A 17,987-nucleotide genomic window follows, 5' to 3' on the forward strand; every position below is an offset into this window, starting at 1 on the left:
GATCGGTGCCGGGTCCTGTGCCGATGCAGTGCCGGGATCAGTGCCGGTCGAGCACGGTGTCGATGCCCCTGGCCGCCAGGTGGGCGGGGTCGGCGGCGCGGGCGGCGGTGACGATCGCCAGGGGCCCGTCCTGGCGCAGCCGCACCCACGCCGCGTGGAAGGGGCTGCCCGGCGCGATCTCCGCGCGGCGCTCCGGCTCGGCCCTGAGGTCCACGTCGCAGACGAGCGCCCGCCGGCGCGTGGCCCTGTCACGCCGTTCCTTGACGGCGGCGGCCAGCTCCCTGGCCGCCGGTTTGGGCCGGTGGTCCACGGTGAACAGGCCGAGGTCGTACTCGCGCTCGGGGAAGTCGGCGAGCGAGCGGTCGAGGTCGTGGGAGCACCACCAGGTGACGCCCCACAGGGCGGGGTTGGGGGTGACGGCCTCCAGCATCCGGCTCACGAACGCGGCCGCGTCGGGCTCGGGCACGTCGGGCCTGGGCACGCCGACCTCCTGCAGCCAGACCGGCCTGGACGGATCGGGCGAGGTGGCCGCGGCCAGCTCCACCAGGTAGTCGGCGTGGGTGACGGTGGCCGGGCCGAGCGGGCCGTCGATGGCGGACACGCCGTTGAACACCCACGAGTGCACGGTCGTCAGGTCGCCGAGGTCGACGTTGTCGGCCGGGTGGAAGGGGTGGTCCGGGTCGTACCAGGTGGCGTCGTACAGGGAGTGCAGGGTCAGCAGGCCGGGGGCGGCGGCGCGGGCCGCGCCGAGCAGCTCTTCGGCCCAGCTCCTGGAGTCGCCGATCGTGGTGGGGTTGGCCGGGTAGAGGTTGTTGACCTCGTTGCCGAGGGTCACCGCGAAGACGTTGTCACGGGTGGCGATCTCCCTGGTGAGCGTGTCGACGTAGGTCACCAGCCCGGCGCGTACGTCGGGGTCGGTGAACAGCCCGCGCCGGTGCCAGGTGAGCACCCACGACGGCAGGAAGTCGAAGCTGGACAGATGACCCTGCAGCAGGTCCACGGCCACGGACAGCCCGAACTCCGCGGCGGCGTCGATCACGGCGAGCAGGTCGTCGATCCCGCGCCGCCTGATGAGCGTGCGGTTGGGCTGGATCCACGGCCAGACCGGGAACACCCGGACGTGGTCGAGCCCGATGCCCGCGAGGTCCTCGAAGTCGCGGCGGGCGGCGTCGGCCGGCTGGTCGAGCCAGCCGTAGAACCAGCCGGACGAGGGCACGTAGTTCGCGCCGAAGCGCAGCGGGCCGGGGTTGTGGTGCGGCAGGGGCACGCGGGTCCTCCATGGGTGAACCGTCCCCGCGAGGGTGCTCCCCCGGCGGAGGGGCATCCCCGTCCCGGGGTCGAGCCGATCACCGAGACCCTAAACCGCTTTAGTGTCCTTGCCAAGAGCGGGGGGCGCGGTGCTCTGCCGGACGACCAGCCGCGGGGTGCCGGTCTTGACCACGGGCCTGGCGCCCGGGTCGGCGATGACCTCGAGCAGCACGTCGGCCACCTGGCCGCCGAGCGCGACGGTGTCGCGCGACAGCGAGGTGATGCTCGGGTGGGTGACCCTGGTGAGCACCGAGTCGTCGAAGGCCACGATGGACAGCTCGCCCGGCACGGCGACGCCCATCTCCCCCGCCACGCCCAGGCCGGCCAGCGCCATCACGTCGCTGTCGTAGACCACGGCGGTCGGGCGGTTGCCGCGCGACAGCAGTGTCCTGGTCGCCGCCGCCCCCTCGGCGTCGCTGAAGTCGGTCGGCAGCGAGACCGCGTCCACCAGGCCGAGCCGCTTGACCGAGTCGCGCAGGGCGCGCATGCGCCGCTGGGTGTGGCGCAGCCCCGGCAGCCCGGCGACGTGGGCGACGCGGCGGTGCCCGAGCGCCGCCAGGTAGTCGACCACCGACACCATCGCCTCGCGGTCGTCGGCCCACACGCTGGCCAGCGTCCCGTGCCTGCCGGGCCCGCCGAGCACCACGGCGGGCACGCCGAGCTCCTCCAGCGCGGCGAAGCGGGGGTCGCGGACCTTGGGGTCGACGAGGATGAACCCGTCCACGCGGTGCGCGGAGGTCCACTCCCTGTAGACCTCGATCTCGGCCTCGGAGTCCTCGACCACCAGCAGGTGCATCGCCACCTGCTGGCGTGACAACCTCGCCTGCAGGCCGGACAGGAGCTGGGCGAAGAACGGCTCGACGCCCAGCGTGCTCGCGGGCCTCGCGATCACCAGCCCCACCGCCTCGGCCCTGGCACCGCCGAGCGCCCTGGCGGCGCTGTGCGGGCGCCAGTTCATCTCCTTGGCCACCTCCAGGATGCGGGCCCTGGTCGCCTCGCTGACGCCGGGACGCCCGTTCAGCGCGAACGACACCGCGCCCTTGGACACCCCGACCCGCTGCGCGATGTCGGCGATCGTCGGTCGGCCCACGCACCCGCTCCTTTCCTCACAGTCCGGCCACACCCTATTGACAGCGGAGTCTAGCCCGGTGGATAGTCCGGCAACTAGAGCGGTTTAGTACCGGAAGGGAAGCGCCATGCGAAGGTACTGGGCAGGACTGGCCGTGCTGGCCGTCGCGATCGCGGGATGCGGCCTGGGTGGCGCGGAACCGGACTCGGCCGCGCCGGTCACGAACGTCACCGGCGAGGTGAAGGGCAAGGTCAGCCTGCAGACATGGGCGCTCAAACCGAAGTTCACCGACTACGTGCAGGGTGTCATCGACGGCTTCGAGAAGCAGTACCCGGGCACCCAGGTGGAGTGGCTGGACCAGCCCGCCGAGAGCTACGCGGAGAAGGTGCTCACCCAGGCGGCCGGCGGCTCGCTGCCCGACGTCGTCAACCTGCCGCCCGACTTCGCCTTCCCGCTGGTCAAGCAGGGCATGCTGCTGGACGTCGGCCAGGCCGACCGGCAACTGGCCGAGGTCTACGTCCCCGGCGGCCTGGAGGCCTACCGCTACCCCGGCACCGAGGGCACGTACGGCTACCCGTGGTACCTCAACACCGACGTCAACTACTGGAACTCCGAGCTGCTCACCGAGAACGGCCTGGACCCCGGCAAGCCGCCCGCGAGCCTGGACGAGCTCATCTCCCAGGCCGGGACGCTGAAGGAGAAGTCGGACGGCAAGGTCTATCTGATGAGCCGCAAGCCCGAGCTGGGCGACCTGGTCAACGCGGGCGTCCCCATGATGTCGCCCGACGGGACACGGTTCGCGTTCAACACCCCGGAGGCGGTCGCGCTGCTGGACAAGTACCGCGAGGCGTACAAGGAGGGACTGCTGCCGCGCGGCGTGCTGACCGACACCTACGCCGGCAACGCCAAGCTCTTCACCGAGGGCACGGTCGCCTGGACGACCGCCGGCGGCAACTTCATCACGAGCCTGGCCACCGACAACCCGACGCTCGCGCCCAAGGTCGTGCCGTCGCCCGCGATCGGCACCCCGCCGCTCTACGTGCAGGGCCTGGCGGTCTCCAAGGCCACGAAGAACGCGCCGGCCGCGCTCGCCCTGGCCCGCTGGGTGACCAACGCCGAGAACCAGGCCGCCTTCGCCCACCTGGTCAACATCTTCCCCAGCACCAAGGCCTCGGCGAACGACCCGTTCTTCAGCAAGAGCGACGGCACTCCCTCGGGCGACGCCAAGGTGATCGCGTTCACGTCGCTGGCCGAGGCCAAGGTGCTGGAGCCGGTGCAGGCCAACGACGCGATGAAGAAGTTCGTACGGCAGCAGTTCGCGCTGGCGATCAGCGGTGAGGTGACCTCCAAGGAGGCGCTGGACGCCGCCGTGGCCAAGTGCGACGAACTGCTCGAGAGCTGATGACCCACCACCGCTGGTTCACGCCGTGGCTGCTGGTGGCGCCCGCCGCGCTCTGGTTGTTCGTCTTCTCGGTCTGGCCGTCGATCAACACGCTGGTCCTGGCGTTCACCAACGCCAAGCCGCTGGGCGGCGGGCACTTCACCGGCCTGGCCAACTTCGGCCGCGCGCTGAACGACGACCAACTCGCCGACGCGCTGGTCAACAGCATCGTCTACATGCTGGTGTGCCTGCCGCTGCTCACGCTGCTGCCGCTGCTGATCGCGATCCTGGTGGAGAAGAAGCTGCCCGGCATCATGTTCTTCCGCACCGCCTTCTACACCCCCGTGGTCGCCTCGGCCGTGGTGGTCGCGCTGATCTGGGGCTGGCTGCTGGACGACCGCGGCCTGGTGAACGGCTTCGCGCAGTGGCTGGGCGTGATCGCGGCGCCGGTGCCGTTCCTGACCGACCGGTGGCTGCTGCTGCTCAGCGCGATCAGCCTGACCGTCTGGAAAGGGCTGGGCTACTACATGATCATTTATCTGTCGGCGCTCGGCAACGTCCGGCGCGAGCTGCACGAGGCCGCGTCCGTCGACGGCGCGGGCCCGGTGCGGCGCTTCTGGAACGTCACGGTGCCCGGCGTGCGCAACACGATGCTGCTGATCTCCGTGCTGGTGTCGGTCTCGGCGCTGCGCGTCTTCTCCGAGCTGTACGTGCTGTCGAACGGCACCGGCGGCCCCGGCGGCAGGGACATGTCGCTCGTGATGCTCATCCAGCTCTACAGCCGCGGCTTCACCGGCCACCTCGGCTACGCCTCCGCGCTCAGCCTGGTGCTGCTGGTCGTCACCATCGGGCCGATGCTCCTGCTGCTGCGGCTCAACAGGAAGGCGGCCTGACATCAACACCGTCTCCGCCCGCGAGAAGGCGCTGCGTTACGCGCTGCTCCTGCTCGTGCTCGCCCTGACCGTCTCGCCGTTCCTGTGGCAGCTGTCCACCTCGCTGAAGAGCGTCCAGGAGGACATCTACACCCGGACGCCGAGCTTCCTGCCCCAGCACCCGACGCTCGCCAACTACGCCGAGGTGGCCGAGACCGTCCCCGTGTGGTCGTACGCGGCCAACTCCCTGGTCGTGGCCGTCATCGTGGTCGCGGGCAACGCCGTGGGCGCGACGATCGCCGGGTTCGCCCTGGCCAAGCTCCGTTTCAGGGGCGCGAAGCTGCTGCTCGGGCTGTTCCTGGCGACGCTGGTGCTGCCCGGCGAGGTGACGATCGTCTCGCAGTACGTCACCGTCCGCTCGCTCGGCCTGGCCGACACCCTGCTGGGGGTGGCGTTGCCGGGCGCGATCGGGATGCTTAACGTGCTGTTGATGCGTACTGCGTTTCAGGCGATCCCCCGGGAGATGGACGAAGCCGCGATCATCGACGGGGCGACGGCGTGGCAGCGGCTGCGCCACATCGGCCTGCCGAACGTGCGCGGCATGCTCAGCGTGGTCACGATCTTCGCGTTCATCGGGGCCTGGGACGACTTCCTGTGGCCGCTCATCGTCCTGACCGACCCCGCCAACTACACTCTCACGGTCGGCCTGCAGTATTTGAACGGCACGTTCAGCGCCAACCCGCGGCTGATCGCGGCGGGCTCGATGATCTCGTTCCTGCCGATCATGATCGTTTTTGCCGTCCTCCAGCGTTTCTTCTTCAAGGGCGTGGAGGAAGGCGCCATCAAAGGCTGATAAATCCCCCTTTTGTTTGAGGAGTCCCTGATGCACGACGACCGCGACCTGGTCGAAGCCCGCTTGAAGCGTGTGCTCAACGAGCGGATCCGCCCCGCTCTCTACCCTGAGTCGGTGCCGCTGGAGGTGGCCGTCTGGCATGCGCCCGACGAGCCGGTGCCGGTCGCCGAAGGGCTGGCCGCGACGCCTGAGCCGATCGCGGTGGGCGATGCCTGGGGTGTTCCGTGGGGCACGAGCTGGTTCACCGTCACCGGCACGGTGCCGCGGGAATGGGCGGGCCGGACCGTTGAAGCCCTGCTCGACCTGGGCTTCGACGAGGACATGCCGGGTTTCCAGTGCGAGGGCCTGGTCTACCTCCCCGACGGCGCCCCCGTGAAGGGGCTCAACCCGCGCAACCAGTGGGTCCGCGTCGGCGCCCCCGTCAAGGGCGGTGAGCAGGTGCGCCTGCACGTCGAGGCCGCCTCCAACCCCGTCATCCTCGGCCGCCACCCGTTCCAGCCGACCCGGCTCGGCGACAAGGAGACGGCCGGGAGCGACCCTCTCTACCGGCTGACCCGCATGGACCTGGCCGTCTTCGACGAGAACGTGTGGCAGCTCGTGATGGACCTGGAGGTGCTCGGGGAGCTGATGCACCAGCTGCCGGTCGAGGGCGCCCGCCGCTGGGAGCTGATGCGGGCCGTCAACCGCGCGCTGGACGCCGTGGACCTGCAGGACGTCAACGGCACGGCCGCCGCCGCCAGGGCCGAGCTGACCGGCGTGCTGTCGGCGCCCGCCGTGCCGTCGGCGCACCGCGTCAGCGCCGTCGGCCACGCGCACATCGACTCGGCCTGGTTGTGGCCGCTGCGCGAGACCGTACGCAAGGTGGCCCGCACCGCATCCAACATGACGGCGCTGCTGGAGGACGAGCCGGACTTCGTGTTCGCGATGTCGCAGGCGCAGCAGTGGGCGTGGATCAAGGAGCACCGGCCCGAGGTCTGGGCCAAGGTGACCAAGGCGGTGGCCTCCGGCCGGTTCGTCCCGACGGGCGGCATGTGGGTGGAGTCCGACACGAACATGCCGGGCTCCGAGGCCATGGCCCGGCAGTTCGTGCACGGCAAACGCTTCTTCATCGACGAGTTCGGCGTCGACAACGAGGAGGTGTGGCTGCCCGACACGTTCGGCTTCGCGGCCGGGCTGCCGCAGATCATCAAGGCGGCCGGGTCGAAGCGGCTGCTCACGCAGAAGATCTCGTGGAGCCAGACCAACACGTTCCCGCACCACACGTTCCTGTGGGAGGGCCTCGACGGCACCCGGATCTTCACGCACTTCCCGCCCGTCGACACCTACAACTGCTCGATGACGGGCGGCGAGCTGGCGCACGCGGCCCGCAACTTCAAGGACAAGGGCGTCGCCCGGCACTCGCTCGCGCCGACCGGCTGGGGCGACGGGGGCGGCGGCACGACGCGCGAGATGGTGGCCAAGGCCGCCAGGGTGCGCGACCTCGAAGGCTCCCCCGCGGTCAGGTGGGAGACGCCCGCCGACTTCTTCGCCAAGGCCGAGGCGGAATATCCGCACCCGCCGGTCTGGGCCGGCGAGCTCTACCTGGAGCTGCACCGGGCCACCCTGACCAGCCAGGCCAAGACCAAGCAGGGCAACCGGCGCAGCGAGCACCTGCTGCGGGAGGCCGAGCTGTGGGCGGCGACCGCGGCCGTGCGCGCCGGGGCGCCCTACCCGTACGCGCAGCTCGACCGGATCTGGAAGACGGTGCTGCTGCACCAGTTCCACGACATCCTGCCCGGCTCGTCGATCGCGTGGGTGCACCGGGAGGCGCGCAGGACGTACGAGCTGGTGGCGGAGGAGCTGAACGGCATCATCGACGCCGCGCAGCGCGCGCTGGCCGGTGACGCCTCCGGCGGCACGCTCGTCTTCAACGGCGCCCCGCACGCCCGCGGCGGCGTGCCCGCCGGAGGCGCGGCCCGGCCGGAGCCCGGCGTGCGGACCTCCGTGCGCGAGCGCGACGGCGGCGGCCACGTCCTGGACAACGGCCTGCTCAGGGTGGAGGTGGACGCCCGCGGCCTGATCGTGTCGATCTACGATGTGGAGGCCGATCGGGAGACGGTCGCGCCCGGCAAGGTGGCGGGGCTGCTGCAGCTGCACCCCGACTTCCCCAACAAGTGGGACGCCTGGGACGTCGACGAGTTCTACCGCAACACGGTCACCGACCTGACGGAGGCCGACGAGGTGAGCCTGGTGGACGGCTCGGTGCGCGTCCGCCGTTCCTTCGGCTCGTCGAGCGTGACGCAGGTGCTCACGCTGTCCGGCCGCCGGCTCGACGTCGACACCGAGGTCGACTGGCACGAGACGGAGAAGTTCCTGAAGCTGGCGTTCCCGCTGGACGTGCACGCCGACCGATACGCCTCCGAGAGCCAGTACGGCCACGTCTTCCGCGCCACGCACACCAACACGAGCTGGGAGGCGGCCAAGTTCGAGGCCTGCAACCACCGTTTCGTGCACGTGGAGGAGCCGGGCTGGGGCATCGCGCTGGTCAACGACTCGACCTACGGCCACGACGTCACCCGCACCGCCGGCGAGGCGGGCACGACCACGACCGTGCGCGTCTCGCTGCTGCGCGCCCCCCGCTTCCCCGACCCGGAGACCGACCAGGGCGTGCACCGTTTCCGCCACGCGCTCGTGCCGGGCGCCACGATCGGCGACGCGGTCCGCGAGGGTTACGTCGTCAACCTGCCCGAGCGCCGCGTGCCCGGCGACGCCGAGGTGGCCCCGCTGGTGACGGTGGACGACGACGCGGTGGTGGTGACCGCCGTCAAGCTGGCCGACGACGAGAGCGGTGACGTGGTCGTCCGTTTCCACGAGTCGAGGGGCGGCAGGGCGCGAGCCACGCTGACGCCGGGCTTCCCCGTGGCGGAGGTGGTGGAGACGGACCTGCTGGAGCGTCCCACGGCCGAGCCGCGGCGCCACGACGGGCCGGTGCCGCTGACGCTGCGCCCGTTCGAGCTGGTGACCCTGCGCATGAAGCGCGCATGACCTGGTGATGTGGTCGTGGTGGCCGCCCGGCGAGGGCCGGGCGGCCCGCTCAGCCGCTGAGCAGCGCCCCCAGGCGGGGCGCGTACGTGGCGTGGAAGACCAGCGAGGCCGCGCCGATCGCGGCGGCGTCCGCCGCGATCGGCGAGGTCTCCACCCGGACGGCGCGCAGCCGCCTGGCCAGCGACCTGCTCGACACGGCCGCCGCGACCACCTCGCGGTAGATCTCGCCCACCTCCCTGAGCGCGGGCCCGCCGAGCACGAGCAGGTCGATGTCGAGCATGTTCACGACGCTCACGGCGGCGTCGGCCAGCCTCCCGGCGACGCGTTCGATCACGGCGCGGGCCTCGGGCTCGCCGCGCGCGGCGGCCGCGCAGATGGCGGCGTGGTCGGACCCGTCGCCCAGCGCCGCCTCGATGGCGCTCGGGCAGCAGACGGCCTCCACGCAGCCCCGGTTGCCGCAGTAGCACTCGGGGCCGTCCGGTTCGACCGTCATGTGGCCGAACTCGGCGGCGTTCAGCGAGCGCCCGCGGTAGACCTGGTTGTCGAGGAAGATCCCGCCGCCGATGCCCGTGCCCAGGTAGAGGTAGGCGAAGCTCGGGGTGGACCGTGCGGTCCCGGCCCACCGCTCCCCGATCGCCGCGGCGGTCGCGTCGTTGTCGACGGTGACGGGGAAGCGGGTGTACTCCTCCAGCAGGCTCTTGATCGGCACCTGGTCCCAGCCGGGCAGCCGCGGCGGCGAGACCATCACGCCGTCGCCGTCCAAGGGCCCCGGGCAGGCCAGGCCCACGCCCAGCACCTTGCCGTCGGCGACGCCCGCCTCCCTGAGGATGCGCCGGGCGGCCCTGGCCATCTGCCGCACCACGGCGTCCGCATGGCGCCCGGGACGCACCGGCAGACGCAGCCGCGCGACGGGCCGTCCGGCCAGGTCGGCGAGCACGCAGGAGATCTCACCGGGATCGAAGTGCACGCCGATGGCGTAGCCGGCGCCGGCGTCGACCCGCAGGATCGTGCGCGGCTTGCCTCCGTTGGACGGCGCGGAGCCGTCCTCGATGACCAGCCCCTCCTCCAGCAACCGGCGTACGATCACCGACACGGTCTGCGCGGTCAGCCTGGTGCGGGCCGCGATCTGGACCCGGCTGATCCCGTCGGAGGCCTGGATCGCCTCCAGCACCACGGCGCGGTTGTAGCTCCCCACCTTGGGCAGGTTCGTGCCCAGTTGCATGTCGCCAATATCACACAAACTGTTGACTTTGTAAATCAAATAGATTTAGCTTCTCGGCAACTCCAAGGAAACTTCCCTGGCACAACCCCCAGAACCACCGGGAGCCCGTGATGAGACGTACGCTGGCCGGTTCCCTCCTGCTGTTGACAGCCGTGGCCGGCTGTGGCGCCGACACTGAGCAGAACGCCTCCGGCAGCAAGGAACTCGAGGTCCTGTACAAGGTCGAGCCGACGTGGCCGCATCTGGAGAAGATGCTCACGGACGCCAAGAAGCAGTACGAAGCCGCTCACTCCGGCGTCACCATCAAACTCACGCCCGTCCAGGGCAACAACGAGGCCTACTACACCAAGCTGGCCCTGCTCAACCGGTCTCCTGACTCGGCTCCCGACGTCTATCTGCACGACACGTTCCAGGTGAACGCCGATGTCGCGGCGGGCAAGCTGGCTCCGCTGGACGACTACCTGGCCAAGTGGCCCGACTGGAAGGAGCAGTTCCCCGACTCGGTCAAGCAGGCCGCCAAGGGCAGCGACGGCAAGATCTACGGCGTCCCGATCAGCACCGACACGCGCGGCCTGTGGTACCACAAGGACGTCTTCGCCAAGGCCGGCCTGCCCGTCCCGTGGGAGCCGAAGACCTGGAACGACGTCCTGACGGCCGCCCGCACGATCAAGCAGAAGCTGCCCGGCGTCCTGCCGTTCACCATGTACTCGACGAAGATCCACGGCGAGGCGTCGACCATGCAGGGCTTCGAGATGCTCCTGTACGGCACCCCCGAGGGCACCCTGTACGACGAGGCGCAGAAGAAGTGGGTGGCCGGCGGCAAGCAGTTCACCGACTCGCTGACGTTCGTCAACACCATCTACCGCGAGGAGCTCGGGCCCAAGCAGGCCGACGCGCACAACGCCAAGCTTGCCGACAAGGTGAACTACGAGTGGTTCCCCAACGCCAAGCTGGGCATCGCGCTCGACGGCGCGTGGACCGCCTCGGCGTGGAAGCCGACCAGCACCAAGCCGTGGGCGGAGTGGAAGGACAAGATGGGCTGGACGGCCATGCCGACGCAGAACGGGGAGGAGCCGGGCTCGGTCAGCATGTCGGGCGGCTGGGTGATGGCGATGAGTTCCTACGCCAAGAACAAGCAGGAGGCGTGGGACTTCATCGCGGTGGCCACCAACAAGGAGAACTCGTTGACGTACGCGCTGGGCTCGGGTGACCTGGCCCCCCGCAAGGACGTCGCGGCCGACCCGAAGTACACGGGTGACAACCCGAGTGTGAAGTTCTTCACCGACCTGGCCGCGGTGACCCACTACCGGCCGGCGTTCGAGGAGTATCCGAAGGTGTCGGCGCAGGTCCAGGAGGCGCTGGAGGCGGTGACCACGGGCTCGAAGACCCCTGAGGAGGCGACCGCCGACTACGCCAAGGCGCTGCCCACCGCAGTCGGCGGACCCGACAAGGTCCTGGCCAAATGACGGTCGCCACAGCGCCCGCCCCGCCCGCGACGAGCACGACGCCCAGCGGTTCGTCGCGGCGCGGGGTGCTGCGCTGGCTGCTCCCGCTGGGGCCGGCCATCGTCCTGCTGGCGCTCTTCCTCGCCGGTCCCATCCTGTGGAGCGTCTACGTCGCCTTCACGAACGAGACGCTCACCGGCTCGGCCTCGGTCGACTCCGACTTCGTGGGCCTGGCCAACTTCACCAGGCTCTTCGACGACCCCAACTTCATCAACTCGTTCGTCCTCACGTTCGTGTTCGTGATCGGGTCGGCGGTCATCGGCCAGAACACCCTCGGCCTGATCATCGCCCTCCTCCAGCGTGGGCGCGGCCGGATGACGCGCAGCGTCGTCAACGGCGTCGTCATCGCCGCCTGGGTGGTGCCCGAGGTGGTGGCGGCGGCCTGCTGGTTCTCGTTCCTGGCCGAGGAGGGCACGCTCAACTCGGTGCTGGGCATCTCCCAGGAGTGGCTCTACACGGCCCCGATGCTGGCGGTGATCCTGGCCAACGTCTGGCGCGGCACCGCGTTCTCCATGCTGGTGTACTCGGCCGCGCTGTCGGAGGTGCCGAAGGACCTGGTGGAGGCCGCCGCCGTGGACGGAGCGGGACCGGGCCGGCGCCTGCTGCACATCACGCTGCCCCTGATCCGCAGATCCATCATGGCCAATCTCATGCTCATCACCCTGCAGACCCTGGCGAGCTTCGGCCTCATCTACGCCCTGACGGGCGGCGGGCCGGGCACGGCCAGCCAGACCACGCCGCTCTACATGTACGAGCAGGCGTTCCGTTACTTCGAGATCGGCTACGGCTCCGCGATCGCCCTCGTCATGCTGGTGATCGGCGCCCTGTTCTCGCTCATCTACCTGCGCCTGATCAAAGTGGAGGACGCGTGACCAGGCTCGCGGCCCGCGGAGCGGCAGGACTGTCGCTCCTCATCATCTGCCTGGCCTTCCTCGGCCCGTTCCTGTGGGTGGTGATCTCCTCGGTCCAGCCGGAGGCGACGCTCGCCGCCCAGCCGACCCTGAACTTCTCGCTGGACAACTTCACGGCGGTGCTGACGTGGGAGACGCTGATCCTCCCGCTGATCAACTCGATCGTCATCTCGGGGTCCACGGCGATCCTGACGGTGTTCGTGGCGGGCCTGGCCGCCTACCCGCTCTCCCGCTACCAGCTCCGCTACCGCCGGCACTTCATGCTGACGCTGCTGTTCACCACCGGCCTGCCGATGACGGCGGTCCTGGTGCCGGTCTACGCGATGTTCTTCCGCTTCAACCTGTACGGCTCCGTGCCGGCGATGGTGCTGTTCCTGACGGCCAGCTCGCTGCCGTTCTCGATCTGGATGATGAAGAACTTCATGGACGGCGTGCCGGTCAGCCTGGAGGAGGCGGCATGGGTGGACGGCGCCGGCTGGGTGCGCTCGCTGACGGCCGTGGTCGGCCCGCTGATGGCGCCGGGCATCGCGGTGGTGGCGATCTTCGTGTTCGTCGGGCAGTGGGGCAACTTCTTCGCCCCGTTCGTGCTGATGGACACCCCGGAGAAGCAGCCGGCCGCGGTGACCATCTACACCTTCTTCTCCCAGTACGGGCAGGTCGCCTACGGCCAGCTGGCCGCGTTCTCCATCCTCTACACGGCCCCGGCGGTGATCCTGTACGTGGCGGTGAACAAGTATCTGGCCGGCTCGTTCAGCTTCGCCGGCTCGGTGAAGGGCTGAGGGCGCTGCGCCCGGTTCCGCGGCGGCCGGGCGTTCGATCCCCTCTTGCCGAAAGCCTGACCGGGCGTTAGACATGAGAGTCACCACTCGGCAGAGAACGGAGCTCCCATGCCCTCGCCGGCCAGTCCGCGTCCGCGTCCCCGTCTCCCGCGCACCCTCGGACGCCTACGGGCCCTGGGAGTCACGGCCGCCGGGACGTTCGCCCTCGCCGCGGCGCTCTCCCCCGCGGCCGCGTCGGCCACACCGCCCTCCCCCTCGTCGGTGCTGGTGTGCCTGCCGGACACGCCCGTCTGCCAGGAGGTGCGCGGGGCGCCCGGCGACCTCCGCTTCTGGTTCAAGATCAACAATGCGCCGGCGCCCGTGGGCCTGTCCTTCACCGTCAACGGCTCCCCCGCCTCGGGCTCCCTCTCGACGCAGGACGTCGGCAACGCCATCGAAGGGGAGTTCCGGCCCGTGACCCCGCTCGTCAGCGGGGACGTGGCCTGCCTCAGCTACGCCGGGGGCAGCGGCGAACACTGCGCCACCGCCCCGTGACCGGCGCGCCACCGGAAGGAAGTTCTGGCTGACCGGAAATCGTTGCAGGGCGTACGGTTGGCGCATGGCTGCGACCCCCGACACGGTGCACTGGCGTGGCGTGCACCACCTCGCCCTGGTGACCGCGGACATGGACGCCACCGTGCGGTTCTGGCACGGCGTGCTCGACGCCCGCCTGGTGGCCACCCTCGCCGTCCCCGCGTTCCGGCACTACTTCTTCGAGGTGGGGCCGGGCAACACCATCGCCTTCTTCGAATACACCGACCAGCCCATCGACAGCTTCGCCAAGCCCGCCGGCGTGCCGTACGCCAGGGCCGCGCAGTTCGACCACCTGTCCCTGCACCTGCCGGACGAGGAAGCGCTCACCCGGCTGCGCGACCGGCTCAAGGCGCACGGCTGCGAGGTCACCGACGTCATCGACCACGGTTTCCTGCGCTCGATCTACTTCAGCGACCCCAACGGGATCGCCCTCGAGGCCTCCTGGTGGACGCTCGACCCGACCGGCCGCCCCGCCGACCACGCCGACGAGCGGCTGTTCGCCGACCCCGACCCCGTGCCCGCCGTCCGCGAGCTGCGCGACGAAGGCCGCCTGCGCCACACGGCCGCGACGAAGCTCGTCGACGGCATCATCGAGGACCTCCGGCGCGAAGGCGTCACCCTGGAGCCGTGAGCGCGCCGGATCCTCCGAGGGGTCACCCCCGGAGGATCCGGCGGCCGTCAGGCGCAGGTGTAGCCGGACGGCGTCTCAGTGTTCCCGTTCGGCCGGCTGACCTGGAAGCCGAAGCTCGTGCTGGCGTTCGGCGCCAGGGTGCCGTTGTAGTTGGCGTTCCTGGCCGTGACGGTCTGCCCGCTGACGGACACGGCGGCGTTCCACGAGCCGGCCAGCGTGTGCCCGGACGGCAGGGTGAAGGTGACGGTCCAGCCGGTGATGCCCGACGTGCCGGTGTTGGTGACGGTCACCGGCTGCACCACGTACCCGTTGTTCCACTGGGTCTGCACGGTGCCCGTGGCGGTGCAGCCGCCCTCTCCGCCGCCGCCCTCGGCCGTGGTGAACGTGACCGTGGGCGAGTTGCCGGACAGGTTGCCGGCCCCGTCACGCGCCCGCACGTACACCACGTACTCGGTCTCGGGGCTCAGCCCGCTCAGGGTGATGGAGTTGGTGGTGGTCGTGCCGAGTTGCGTGTCGTTGGCCCCCTGCTCGCGGTAGACGTTGTAGCCGGCCAGCCCGCTGCCCCCGCTGTCGGTCGAGGCGGTCCACGCCAGCCTGGCGGAGTTGGCGGTGACGTTGCTCGACGACGGTGTGCCGGGCGTGCTCGGCGCCGTGGTGTCGTCGCTGCCCGAGCCGTCGTCGAGCGCGTCGTGCACGGCGTCGTAGGCGGGTTTGCTCTGGTAGTTCTCGTCGTAGATGAGCGCCGCGCCCTCTCCCGGGAACGTGTCCGGCACCCACGAGTGCCTGTCGGTGAAGCCCCAGATCGTCACGCCCGCACAGGCGGTGACGGCCAGGCAGGCGTTGACCGCGTTGCGGTAGTAGGTCGCCTGCGTGGCGTCCTTGGAGGAGTTCCTGGGCGTCTGCATGCGGATGTCCAGCTCGGTGATGCGCACCTGGACGCCCAGGGCGGCGAAGCGCTCCAGGTTCTGCTGCAGGTCGTTCGGGAAGCCGTACTGGATGGAGAGGTGGCCCTGCAAGCCGACGCAGTCGACGGGCACGCCCTGCTGGCGCAGCGACCGGACGAGGTTGTACATCGCGGTGCTCTTGGCGTTGATGCCTTCGACGTTGTAGTCGTTGATGCACAGCCGGGCGTCGGGGTCGGCCTCGCGCGCGGCCCTGAAAGCGTCGGCGACGAAGCTCTGGCCGAGCGTGTTGTACCAGAACGACGAGCGCCAGCCGCCGTTCTCATCGAAGATCTCGTTCACCACATCCCACGAGACCACGGCCGGATTGTCGGCGTAGCGCCCGACCACCGCGGCGATGTGGTTCTCCATCGCGTCGCGCATGGCGCCGGCGCCGAGGCCCTGCACCCAGCCGGGCGTCTGGTTGTGCCACACGAGCGTGTGGCCGTGGACCTGCTGGTTGTTCTGCGTGGCGAAGTTGACGATGGCGTCGGCGCCGGAGAAGTTGAACTGGTTCTGGCTGGGCTCGGTGGTGTCCCACTTCATCACGTTCTCGGCGGTGATCTGGTTGAACTCGGTGGCCGCGATGTTGCGGTACGCCGTCTCGTTGGACAGCGGGCTGGTGGCGAGCGCCGCACCGATGAACTTGCCCCGGCTCTGCGCGTGCGTCCGCAGGGGCGCGGACGCTTCGGCCGAGGTCACGGGGAGGAGGAAGGTCAGGAGCATCCCCAGCAGGGTGAGGGCTCTGAGAAGCGAGGACGAACGCACGGACATCTACCTCCGGAGGCAGGCACTCGGTTCCGAAAGTTTCGACCCGGACCGGATCGCACCGGAGACGGTATGGACATGGGGCCACACGGTCAACGCCGCGCCCGTACGGACGCTAAAAGGGCAGTTGGGAGCCGGAAAGTATCGGAAAGGTCGTGAAACTTTCATCTCTCGGAGGTGCCGCCGCCCCGATCCGGCGATCACGGCATCTGGCACCCTTCCCCGATCCGGCCGCGCCGGAAACCCCGGATCGGCCCGTTTTTCCTGGTCTAGCCTTACGTACCTACCGGTCGGTACTGTGTTTTCGGAATAATCGTCCACTGCGGGAGTTCTGCGCATGTCTCTTTCGCACGCCCAGGCCCAGGACCAGCTCACCGGCCCCGGCCGGCCGTTCGAGATCGAGGAGATCGGCGACACCGGGATCCGCACCTGGAAACACGCCCCAGGACACTTCCGCGCCCTGCTGGAGACCAGCAGACTCCACGGCGACAAGGACTTCCTCGTCTACGAGGACGAGCACATCACGTTCGAGGAGCACTTCCGCCGCGCCGCCACCCTCGCCCACCGCCTCGTCGACGAGTACGGCGTGCGCAAGGGCGACCGCGTGGCGGTGGCCATGCGCAACTACCCGGAGTGGGTGGTCTCGTTCTCCGCGGCGCTCGCGGCCGGGGCCGTCGCCGTGCCGCTGAACGCCTGGTGGACGGAGGCCGAGCTGGCCTACGGCGTACGCGACTCGGGAGCCAAGGTGCTGATCGCGGACGGTGAGCGCGCCGTGAGGCTGGCCTCGACCGGCGTACCGATGATCGTCACCAGGGGCGCGGCTCCGGAGGGGGCGCGCGCGTACGCGGAGGTGCTGGGCGAGGTCGCCGCCGGCGTCGAGCTGCCCGACGTGGAGCTGTCCCCCGAGGACCCCGCGACGATCTTCTACACCTCCGGCACCACGGGCAGCCCCAAGGGCGCCCTGGGCAGCCACCGCAACATCGGCCAGTCACCGATGACCGTCGGCTACGGGCACATGCGCGCGCTCGCGATGGCCGGCAAGGACCCCGCGGCCTCGGCGGGCGTCCGCCGGGTCACCCTGCTGACCGTGCCGCTCTTCCACGTCACCGGCTCCTTCTCGGCCCTGACCACCGCCATGTTCAGCGGCGGCGGCCTGGTGCTCATGTACAAGTGGGACCCCGGGCAGGCGCTGGCCCTGATCGAGCGCGAGAAGATCACCGGGATGATCGGGGTGCCGACGAACGCCTGGCAGCTGATGTCCCACCCCGACCTCGGCAAATATGACCTGTCGTCCCTCGCCAGCCTCGGCTACGGCGGCGCCCCCGCCCCGCCCAAGCTGCTGGAGCGCATCAGCGAGACGCTGCCCGACCGCGCTCCGTCCAACGGCTACGGCATGACCGAGACCTCGGCCCTGGCCATCGGCAACGGCGGCGCCGACTACCAGGCCAGGCCCGACAGCATCGGCCGGCCGCTGCCCGTGGTCGACGTGCGCGTGGTCGACCCGGCGGGCGGCGAGCTGCCGCCGGGCGAGGTGGGCGAGCTCTGCCTCCGCGGCCCCAACGTCATCCTGGGTTACTGGAACAAGCCCGAGGCGACGGCGCAGACGTTCATCGACGGCTGGCTGCACACCGGCGACCTGGCCAGGATCGACGCGGAGGGCTTCGTCTACATCGTCGACCGGGCCAAGGACATGGTGATCAGAGGCGGCGAGAACGTCTACTGCGCCGAGGTGGAGGCGGCGATGTTCGAGCACCCGGCGGTGGACGACGCCGCCGTGATCGGCGTGCCGCACGACGAGCTGGGCGAGGAGGTCGGCGCGGTCATCCGCCTGGCGCCCGGCGCCTCCGCCACCGCCGCGGAGTTGCGGGCGTTCCTGGACGGCCGGATCGCCGCCTTCAAGATCCCGGCGCACATCTGGTTCCGTGAGGGCGAGCTGCCCCGCAACCCCGGCGGCAAGATCCTGAAGACCCGTCTGCGCCGGGAGATCCTGGGAGCCTGACCCGCCCGCCCGGCCGCCCTACCCCCGAGGCGGCCGGGCGCCTTGTGCCCGTCGTCACAGAACCGGCGTTCACGCAGGTGGAGCCGCCCTTCTCCGGCTCGCCGGCAGGCCCGCTTACCTCCCGCGTAATCGCGGCCCCTATCCCGTGGCT

The 17,987-nt window shown here is 70.3% G+C and carries 14 protein-coding genes; 10 read left to right on the forward strand and 4 right to left on the reverse strand.

Annotation, left to right across the window (positions count from 1 at the left end; genetic code table 11):
- Nucleotides 1-37: 37 nt before the first annotated feature.
- Both E1295_RS03285 and E1295_RS03290 read right to left on the reverse strand, forming a co-directional pair.
- The gene (locus E1295_RS03285) at nt 38-1,267 is read right to left on the reverse strand and encodes a glycoside hydrolase 5 family protein (RefSeq protein WP_132628146.1); all 1,230 of its coding nucleotides are present in this window, start codon (nt 1,265-1,267) and stop codon (nt 38-40) included.
- A 90-nt stretch (nt 1,268-1,357) separates the two neighbouring features.
- Entirely contained in the window at nt 1,358-2,398 is a 1,041-nt protein-coding gene (locus E1295_RS03290) for a LacI family DNA-binding transcriptional regulator (protein ID WP_132628147.1), read from the reverse strand.
- A gap of 106 nt (nt 2,399-2,504) precedes the next feature.
- Between E1295_RS03290 and E1295_RS03295 the strand changes: the two genes are divergently transcribed.
- The 4 genes from E1295_RS03295 to E1295_RS03310 are packed head-to-tail and all read left to right on the forward strand — an operon-like array spanning nt 2,505 to nt 8,507.
- Nucleotides 2,505-3,779, forward strand: a complete 1,275-nt coding sequence (locus E1295_RS03295; protein WP_132628148.1) for an ABC transporter substrate-binding protein — start codon at nt 2,505-2,507, stop codon at nt 3,777-3,779.
- Nucleotides 3,779-4,651: a carbohydrate ABC transporter permease gene (locus E1295_RS03300; RefSeq protein ID WP_132628149.1), complete on the forward strand. Its 873-nt coding sequence runs from the start codon at nt 3,779-3,781 to the stop codon at nt 4,649-4,651. The genes E1295_RS03295 and E1295_RS03300 overlap by 1 nt, the downstream gene beginning before the upstream one ends.
- A 55-nt stretch (nt 4,652-4,706) precedes the next feature.
- Nucleotides 4,707-5,483: a carbohydrate ABC transporter permease gene (locus E1295_RS03305; protein WP_246079806.1), complete on the forward strand. Its 777-nt coding sequence runs from the start codon at nt 4,707-4,709 to the stop codon at nt 5,481-5,483.
- A 30-nt stretch (nt 5,484-5,513) separates the two neighbouring features.
- Complete coding sequence (locus E1295_RS03310; protein ID WP_132628151.1) at nt 5,514-8,507, forward strand: alpha-mannosidase; 2,994 nt, start codon at nt 5,514-5,516, stop codon at nt 8,505-8,507.
- 49 nt (nt 8,508-8,556) lie between these two features.
- Here E1295_RS03310 and E1295_RS03315 read toward each other — a convergent pair whose 3' ends face one another.
- Entirely contained in the window at nt 8,557-9,729 is a 1,173-nt protein-coding gene (locus E1295_RS03315) for an ROK family transcriptional regulator (protein ID WP_132628152.1), read from the reverse strand.
- A 110-nt stretch (nt 9,730-9,839) separates the two neighbouring features.
- Between E1295_RS03315 and E1295_RS03320 the strand changes: the two genes are divergently transcribed.
- The 5 genes from E1295_RS03320 to E1295_RS03340 all read left to right on the forward strand — a co-directional run bounded on the left by E1295_RS03320 (nt 9,840) and on the right by E1295_RS03340 (nt 14,128).
- Nucleotides 9,840-11,195, forward strand: a complete 1,356-nt coding sequence (locus E1295_RS03320; protein ID WP_132628153.1) for an extracellular solute-binding protein — start codon at nt 9,840-9,842, stop codon at nt 11,193-11,195.
- Nucleotides 11,192-12,106, forward strand: coding sequence for a carbohydrate ABC transporter permease (locus E1295_RS03325; RefSeq protein ID WP_132628154.1), 915 nt, complete (start codon nt 11,192-11,194; stop codon nt 12,104-12,106). The genes E1295_RS03320 and E1295_RS03325 overlap by 4 nt, the downstream gene beginning before the upstream one ends.
- Nucleotides 12,103-12,924 carry a carbohydrate ABC transporter permease gene (locus E1295_RS03330; RefSeq protein WP_132628155.1) on the forward strand — a complete coding sequence of 274 codons (822 nt, stop codon included), beginning with the start codon at nt 12,103-12,105 and terminating at the stop codon, nt 12,922-12,924. The genes E1295_RS03325 and E1295_RS03330 overlap by 4 nt, the downstream gene beginning before the upstream one ends.
- Before the next feature lie 108 nt (nt 12,925-13,032).
- Nucleotides 13,033-13,458, forward strand: a complete 426-nt coding sequence (locus tag E1295_RS03335) for a hypothetical protein (RefSeq protein ID WP_132628156.1) — start codon at nt 13,033-13,035, stop codon at nt 13,456-13,458.
- A gap of 64 nt (nt 13,459-13,522) precedes the next feature.
- Nucleotides 13,523-14,128 (forward strand): VOC family protein, encoded by a 606-nt coding sequence (locus E1295_RS03340; RefSeq protein WP_132628157.1) that lies wholly within the window; start codon nt 13,523-13,525, stop codon nt 14,126-14,128.
- A gap of 47 nt (nt 14,129-14,175) precedes the next feature.
- Here E1295_RS03340 and E1295_RS03345 read toward each other — a convergent pair whose 3' ends face one another.
- Nucleotides 14,176-15,795 carry an endo-1,4-beta-xylanase gene (locus E1295_RS03345; RefSeq protein ID WP_246079807.1) on the reverse strand — a complete coding sequence of 540 codons (1,620 nt, stop codon included), beginning with the start codon at nt 15,793-15,795 and terminating at the stop codon, nt 14,176-14,178.
- A gap of 379 nt (nt 15,796-16,174) precedes the next feature.
- On the opposite strand from E1295_RS03345, the gene E1295_RS03350 reads away from it, so the two are divergent.
- Nucleotides 16,175-17,836, forward strand: a complete 1,662-nt coding sequence (locus E1295_RS03350; RefSeq protein WP_132628159.1) for a class I adenylate-forming enzyme family protein — start codon at nt 16,175-16,177, stop codon at nt 17,834-17,836.
- Nucleotides 17,837-17,987 lie beyond the last annotated feature (151 nt).

Origin of the sequence: Nonomuraea mesophila, from assembly GCF_004352805.1 — a bacterium.
Taxonomy (GTDB): domain Bacteria; phylum Actinomycetota; class Actinomycetes; order Streptosporangiales; family Streptosporangiaceae; genus Nonomuraea; species Nonomuraea longispora.